General features: G+C 46.9%; 8 protein-coding genes and 1 pseudogene. 5 read left to right on the forward strand and 4 right to left on the reverse strand.

Going from position 1 to position 6486, the window contains the following annotated elements; translation table 11 throughout:
• The first annotated feature begins 14 nt into the window (after nt 1-14).
• From AB447_RS19240 to AB447_RS19255, 4 genes and pseudogenes are all read left to right on the forward strand, one after another.
• The gene (locus AB447_RS19240) at nt 15-278 is read left to right on the forward strand and encodes a CD3324 family protein (RefSeq protein ID WP_048355721.1); all 264 of its coding nucleotides are present in this window, start codon (nt 15-17) and stop codon (nt 276-278) included.
• Nucleotides 279-413: 135 nt separating this feature from the next.
• On the forward strand, nt 414-1241 hold the full coding sequence (locus AB447_RS19245) for an alpha/beta fold hydrolase (RefSeq protein ID WP_057957711.1): 828 nt from the start codon (nt 414-416) through the stop codon (nt 1239-1241).
• A 94-nt stretch (nt 1242-1335) separates the two neighbouring features.
• Nucleotides 1336-1829: pseudogene (locus AB447_RS19250) on the forward strand (MarR family winged helix-turn-helix transcriptional regulator).
• Between the two features lie 15 nt (nt 1830-1844).
• Nucleotides 1845-2483: a nitroreductase family protein gene (locus AB447_RS19255; RefSeq protein ID WP_057957712.1), complete on the forward strand. Its 639-nt coding sequence runs from the start codon at nt 1845-1847 to the stop codon at nt 2481-2483.
• Nucleotides 2484-2524: 41 nt separating this feature from the next.
• Here the strand turns inward: AB447_RS19255 and AB447_RS19260 are convergent, their stop codons facing one another.
• The 3 genes from AB447_RS19260 to AB447_RS19270 all read right to left on the reverse strand — a co-directional run bounded on the left by AB447_RS19260 (nt 2525) and on the right by AB447_RS19270 (nt 4368).
• Nucleotides 2525-3265 carry an SDR family oxidoreductase gene (locus AB447_RS19260; protein WP_048355788.1) on the reverse strand — a complete coding sequence of 247 codons (741 nt, stop codon included), beginning with the start codon at nt 3263-3265 and terminating at the stop codon, nt 2525-2527.
• Between the two features lie 14 nt (nt 3266-3279).
• Nucleotides 3280-3870, reverse strand: coding sequence for a TetR/AcrR family transcriptional regulator (locus tag AB447_RS19265; RefSeq protein ID WP_048355789.1), 591 nt, complete (start codon nt 3868-3870; stop codon nt 3280-3282).
• A 120-nt stretch (nt 3871-3990) separates the two neighbouring features.
• Nucleotides 3991-4368, reverse strand: a complete 378-nt coding sequence (locus tag AB447_RS19270) for a putative zinc-binding protein (RefSeq protein WP_048355790.1) — start codon at nt 4366-4368, stop codon at nt 3991-3993.
• 204 nt (nt 4369-4572) lie between these two features.
• Here AB447_RS19270 and AB447_RS19275 point away from each other — a divergent pair, with 204 nt between their 5' ends.
• Nucleotides 4573-5358, forward strand: a complete 786-nt coding sequence (locus tag AB447_RS19275) for a cyclase family protein (protein WP_048355791.1) — start codon at nt 4573-4575, stop codon at nt 5356-5358.
• Between the two features lie 218 nt (nt 5359-5576).
• On the opposite strand, the gene AB447_RS19280 is transcribed toward AB447_RS19275, so the two are convergent.
• Nucleotides 5577-6209 carry a DUF2306 domain-containing protein gene (locus AB447_RS19280; protein WP_048355792.1) on the reverse strand — a complete coding sequence of 211 codons (633 nt, stop codon included), beginning with the start codon at nt 6207-6209 and terminating at the stop codon, nt 5577-5579.
• Between the last annotated feature and the right edge of the window lie 277 nt (nt 6210-6486).

Here is a 6486-nt window from a genome sequence, read left to right on the forward strand (position 1 = left end):
AGGAGCTCATGAATATGGCTTATCTCAATGCAACGGCTGTTTTGCCGGAAAAGCTGATATCAGAAATTCAAAAGCATGTGCAAGGAGAAACGATCTACATTCCAAAACCTGAATCCGCCCGCGAACAATGGGGCGTTCGTTCAGGGGCGAGAAAGCTGATCGATGATCGGAACGCTTTGATGAAAAGTGCATTTAAAAAAGGCAGAACGATTGATCAATTGGCCGACGACCATCACCTTTCCGTCGAAACGGTGAAAAAGATTGTGTACTCTAAATAAAATCAAGCACTGATCGCGAGGCGATCAGTGCTTTTTTGCATATGGCGGGTTTGTTTCTCAGCCGTTTTCTGCATTTATATCACCCGGTGCACGGTGTAATGTAAATACAGTAATGTATAGAGAGGAGCGTTTTTAATGACTGTAGTCAAAAATGGCAAATTGAAGGTACCCGGCGCAAGCCTGTATTACGAGATGCGCGGGTCGGGGCCCATATTGCTGATGATTCACGGCGGCAACGGTGATGCTGATTCGTACCCTATGAAAGACCTGCTGTCAGATCGCTACACCGTCGTTACCTACGACCGCCGCGGGCATTCCCGGAGCATACTCGATGATCAACATGAACATTATCAGATCGAAACCCACAGCGATGACGCCTACCGGCTGCTGGCGAGCCTGTCCGATGAACCCGCCTTTGTGTTCGGGTGCAGTTCCGGGGCGGTTATCGGCCTTGACCTGGCGATCCGTCACCCTCAGCAAATCCGGATTCTCGCTGCACACGAACCTCCGATCCCGGAGCTCTTGTCAGGCGGCGATCGCACCTTGGGAATAAAGAGCCTTGAGAAGCTTGAGCGGCATTATCGAACAAACGGTTTATCCGCTTTAGCCGAGTTCGCAGAAGCGATGGGCATCGCGTCATCTGCTCAGCCGCAGCAAAACGAAGCCCGGATGGAGCGGCTGATGGCTAACATCGATTACTTTATCTTATCCGAGGTGCCGGCTCTGAGGGAATACAGACCTGATATAAGCAAGCTGAGTTCCCAGGCGATCGTGGTACCTGCGGGAGGCATTGATTCAAAAGGATTTCTTCCGTACCGCTATGCCGAAGCACTGGCTGATCGTTTAGAGACAGAAGTCGTTGAGTTTCCCGGGAACCACGTCGGCTGCTCATTATACCCTGACGAATTTGCAGAGAAGCTGCATGAAGTCTTAAGAAAACATGATAACAACAGATCCATTTAGCTATCTCATACCAAGGATGCAAACACCTTGGTATTTTTTTATGCAGGAAGGAGAGCATGATATTTGCAAAAAGAAAAAAAGGTCTGTATATTAGTTGATATATCAATCATTGATGTATCAATTAATTGCCGAACAAGAAAGAAGGGATCGGTTTTGCCGTCATATTGTTCACAGGAAGGCGAGATTTTGTATCAGCTGCAATGCTTAAACAAAGGGATTGGCATGAAGTTCGAAGCTTGCACCGGCATCAGCCAATCCCGGCTGGAATTGCTCGCTTTGCTTTTTCATGTAGACGAAATCAGTCAAAGCGACCTTCAAAAAAAGGTGAATATCGACAGCGCTGCCGTCACAAGACACGTCAAACAGCTTGAAGCCAGTGGAATGGTATCAAGAAGACGGAAGCCGGAGGACAACCGTATCACACTCGTCCGTTTAACCGAGCAGGGACGGGAACGCATCGAGTCTTCCAAGAGAGAAAAAGAGCGTTTTATGAAGGAAATGCTCGCCGGCGTCAGCGCAGAAGAACGCCGTGTACTTATTGATATTCTGGCGAAGATGCAAACAAACATAAACAATATACAAGCATAGAGGAGTGTTTTCCACATGGGAACTGAATTAAAAACAAACGATTTTATGAAGATTATGAAAGGCCGCCATTCGATTCGCAACTACGATCCCACGGTCAAAATCAGCAAGGAAGAGATGACTGACATATTAGAGGAAGCGACGACAGCGCCATCCTCCGTTAACGCACAGCCATGGCGCTTTCTGATCATCGACAGCCCTGAAGGCAAAGAGAAGCTCGCGCCTCTTGCGAAATTCAATCAAACGCAAGTCAACACTTCGTCTGCCGTCATCGCAGTATTTGCCGATATGAACAATGCCGATTATTTGGAAGACATTTATTCAAAAGCCGTAGAGCTCGGCTATATGCCGCAAGAAGTAAAAGACAGGCAAATGAAAGCTCTGATGGCTCATTTTGAACAGCTTCCGGCACAGGTAAACCGGGAGACCATCCTGATTGACGCCGGTCTCGTCTCCATGCAGCTTATGCTGACGGCCCGCGCACACGGCTATGACACAAACCCGATCGGCGGCTATGACAAAGAAAAAATTGCTGAAACCTTCGGATTAGATAAAGAGCGCTATGTTCCGGTGATGCTTCTGTCGATCGGAAAAGCAGCTGACGAAGGATATGCCTCATACCGGCTCCCTGTCGAAACAATCGCACAGTGGAAATAATGCAAAAAAGCCCCAGACTCGTCTTGGGCTTTTTTTGCATATTAAATAAATCCGCCGTTCACGCGGATCGTCTGTCCCGTGATCCATTGCGATTTTTCGCTGACCAGAAATTCGATCACATTTGCGATGTCTTCCGGTTCGCCGATGCGGCCGAGGGCAATCGACTGTTTCAGTCCTTCGATTTGCTGCTCTGTTTTTCCTTCGGTAAACAGTTCTGTGTTGACCGGACCCGGGGCAACCGCATTGATCGTAATCTGCTTTGCTGCGAATTCCTTCGCAAGCTGGCGGGTGAACTGTTCAACAGCACCTTTTGTTCCCGCATATACGCTGTATGCCGGAAACATCTGTCCAGCGACAGACGTAGAAAAGTTGATGATTCTCCCCTTTTCCTCCATGTATGTCATCGCCTGCCGGCAGGCAAAAAACGTGCCTTTTACGTTCAGATTGAACTGCCGGTCAAAGTCCTCCTCCGTGATATCCTGGATCGGTTTGAAAATGCTCACTCCCGCATTGTTAATCAGGATATCCACTTTGCCGAATGCCTCAATTGCCGTTTTGAATAATGACTCCACACCGGCGACCATGCTGAGGTCAGCCTGAACGGCAACAGCCTCTCCTCCCTTTTGCTGAATGCTTTCCACAACATCTTTTGCCTTTTGCGGACTGCTTGCATAATTGACGGCCACTTTAGCACCCAGCCCGGCGAGCTGTTCGGCAATGGCGCGCCCGATTCCCCGGGAAGCGCCGGTTACAATCGCTGTTTTTCCTTTTAGATTTTCCATATTTTCATCCCCGCCTAACTGTTTGGTTTCAAAAACCCGTTTTCCAAAAGACGCCACACGATTTCAAATTCCTGCTTAATCGTATCTCTTTTCCACTCACTCGCATGACCGGGGTGATGGAAGCGCTCTGTCGCATAAAAAATGCCTTTTGCCGCTTCTGTATGATCGCTTGACTTAACATCACAGCCGGCGATCAGCTTGCTTATTTGCATCACGATCTGTTCAATGCTTTTGTCGACAAGCTCAGAAGATTCATTTGTCACTTTGGCGTACATCGCAAACAATTCTTCATCCTCGGCGGCATAGTGCATTTTAAGCTCAAACAGTTTTTTCATATAAGCTTTTACATGCCCGGCTCCTCCGAGGGAAGGATCGTGAAACAGATCGGTAAGCGGCTTATGGATCTTTTCATTGAGCCACTTTTCGGTAGCTGTTTCGAAAATCTCTTTTTTGCTTTTGAAATGGCGGTAAATCGTGCCGTGGCTGACATTCAACGCTTTAGCCACATCTGTTATCGATGTTTTTGCAACGCCAAACCGCCTGACCGCTTCTTCCGTAGCTGAAAGTATTTGTTCTTTTGTTAACACTTCAGAATTCTTCACCATTGTGCCGCTTTGGTACACCTCCTTTGAAATATCGTAACAGATCGAATATCAAATGACAAATTTTATTTTTTGTCATTTTTCTCTCCTCAATAAAAAAAACGACTATCTCAATAGTCGTTCTCAAAATGAGCCGTTAAGATGTAGATTCGTGAACTGCAAAATCTGTTCATAGGCCTTCATTGTAAGGACAGGATCAGGGTCTACGCCTTTTTTCTTTGGTACATCAAAGTCTGACAGTACAAAATGATGCTTCGGCCGAACGTCATGTTTAGCCAAACAGCTCTTGCAGCAGCACAGAGGGCAGCCATCAATGGCAATGATATCCCGCCCTGATGTTGCCGTTTTGACAAGCGGTTTCACATCACCGCCGACACCGGCAATGCATGACATTTCGGCAACGTTTTCCCGATCCATTTTGATGGCAATCGTGTTGGCCGTTTGTGCGGCTGAAGAACATCCCGAGCATGAATAAACAAGAGGCAAATCGGTTCTTTTCATCGTTTAACTCCTCCCCCAGCAAAAAACTATCATTCACTTTACACGAATGGCATCTCTTAAACTGTGAGCTATATCACGTTTCCTTTTTTATATAAAGCTGAGACACTTTTAGTAAATCTGCAGGTTGTCCAAGCTGTGATTCGTTATTAGAATAAAAATGAAAAGGCTCTCATGCCTCTAATCTGCTAAAAAAGGAGAAAATTGATGAAAATACAACGAATCGTTGATCTGTCAGTGTCCTTAAAAGGCGATATTCCGTCTGATCCGCCGGGCTTTATACCTGAGATTGAGTATGTGAACCATAAACAAGGGGCGCAGCAGATGATCCAAAGCTTTCCCGGACTTTCCCTGCAAGACCTTCCAGGTCAGGAAGGCTGGGCAGTGGAACATGTAAAGATGTCGACCCACGCAGGGACTCATATCGATGCGCCTTATCATTACCGCTCCGTAACGGACGACGGCAAACAAATGCCTACCATAGATGAAATCCCTCTTGATTGGTTTCATGGCCCCGGCGTTAAACTGGATTTTAGACATTTTGAAGACGGGCATGTCGTCACTGCGGAAGAAATCGAACGAGAGCTTAACCGAATCAACCATAAGCTCGCGCCCGGCGATATTGTATTTGTCAATACATCAGCCGGTGCAAAATACGGTGAAAAGGATTACTTGGGCAGCGGATGCCGAATGGGGCGCGAAGCAACGCTCTATTTAACAGAGCGCGGCGTCCGGCTTGTCGGGACTGACGCCTGGAGCTGGGATGCGCCGTTTAGCATAACAGCCAAACGGTACGAAAACGAAAAAGATCCTTCGATTATATGGGAAGGGCATTATGCCGGAAGCAAGATTCCGTACTGCCAAATCGAAAAACTTGCCAATCTTGACCAGCTGCCTTCCGCGGGTTTTTATGTGATGGCTTTTCCGGTTAAAGTTGAAAAAGGCTCAGCGGGCTGGGCGCGTCCTGTTGCGATTTTTAACGCTGAGGAATAATGTAAGGAGGACGTTTGACAGATCTTCATTTCGAGGAAATGGAGGCGGCATTTTTTGATTTAGCCGAACGATACAAATCGTTCCTTCACTAAAAAGAAAACTTTAACAAGCCCTTATCTATCGAAAGTCCCGACGGCGTCATCATGGAAGCGAGCGTTTCAGCACTCGCACCCCATGCGGTGAACCACGGAACGTGTCATCACGGCAATGCCAGGTGCCTAGAATCCCTTGGCATTGCTTTGATGAGACCGGATTGCCTGAGCCTTCCTGCATATAATTCGAATGATGCATTCAGCTATCAGAACATTGAGCACAATCGAACCGTACACCCCAACCGTGTAGCTGGTTTCATATGTCAAGCCTAATCCTCCGTTGAATACAAAGGTAATCATATGAATAAACAAATTCGTAAAACAGAATAAATAACTGCGGATCATCCAGTTCCGGTGCTTATCAAACTGCTTTCGCCTCGCTTGAAGGATCGAGATAAACACAGCCAGCGGCCAATACATATTCACCGTGTTAAAGGCGATGCTGACGATCCTCCCTCCGGTAGAGTCGGGCGCCATATAACCTGACGACAGCGTCACGACAAACACGCACACGGCATAGATGTATCCATTAAAGCGGTGAAACCTGCGGCGTTTCGCTCTTCCGAAAAAATTAACCGCTCCGGACAGCATTGCCAAACAAGCCGCAACTACGTGGACATACATGACCTTCAGCCAAACCGGAAGATGAAACGAATCGCGCGGTTCGGTTTTATGGCTTAAAAACGACGTTGACCCTGGATCTGCAACCAAATTCTCAAACAAGGTGTACAGAATATATATCGCGATCAGTGCCAGCATGGCTGAAAATATCGTTACCCTTTTTTTATTCAGCTTGTGTACCTCCTTATGCTGTTAGAACCCTTTTTTTAGGATACACCAATTGCGGCACGATGCAAAAAAGATGAGAGATTAAAGCGGGCGGTTTGATATGACAGGGGAGTTGATCGATGAAATGGCTGAAAGTATGTATTGTTCCACCCCTACCCATTTTAATGTTAGATATCAAGATCTAAGCGACAACATCTTTCCCATTAAAAAAAGTCCGAGCACTGCTTTTTGAACTGACCCGTTAAAA

Source organism: Bacillus glycinifermentans, from assembly GCF_001042475.2.
Taxonomy (GTDB): domain Bacteria; phylum Bacillota; class Bacilli; order Bacillales; family Bacillaceae; genus Bacillus; species Bacillus glycinifermentans.

What these genes read in the sequence shown, in the direction of transcription:
- AB447_RS19240 (WP_048355721.1), top strand. Translation starts at nt 15, where the DNA reads ATGGCTTATCTCAATGCAACGGCTGTTTTGCCGGAAAAGCTGATATCA.
- AB447_RS19245 (WP_057957711.1), top strand. Translation starts at nt 414, where the DNA reads ATGACTGTAGTCAAAAATGGCAAATTGAAGGTACCCGGCGCAAGCCTG.
- AB447_RS19255 (WP_057957712.1), top strand. Translation starts at nt 1,845, where the DNA reads ATGGGAACTGAATTAAAAACAAACGATTTTATGAAGATTATGAAAGGC.
- AB447_RS19260 (WP_048355788.1), bottom strand. Translation starts at nt 3,265, where the DNA reads ATGGAAAATCTAAAAGGAAAAACAGCGATTGTAACCGGCGCTTCCCGG.
- AB447_RS19265 (WP_048355789.1), bottom strand. Translation starts at nt 3,870, where the DNA reads ATGGTGAAGAATTCTGAAGTGTTAACAAAAGAACAAATACTTTCAGCT.
- AB447_RS19270 (WP_048355790.1), bottom strand. Translation starts at nt 4,368, where the DNA reads ATGAAAAGAACCGATTTGCCTCTTGTTTATTCATGCTCGGGATGTTCT.
- AB447_RS19275 (WP_048355791.1), top strand. Translation starts at nt 4,573, where the DNA reads ATGAAAATACAACGAATCGTTGATCTGTCAGTGTCCTTAAAAGGCGAT.
- AB447_RS19280 (WP_048355792.1), bottom strand. Translation starts at nt 6,209, where the DNA reads ATGCTGGCACTGATCGCGATATATATTCTGTACACCTTGTTTGAGAAT.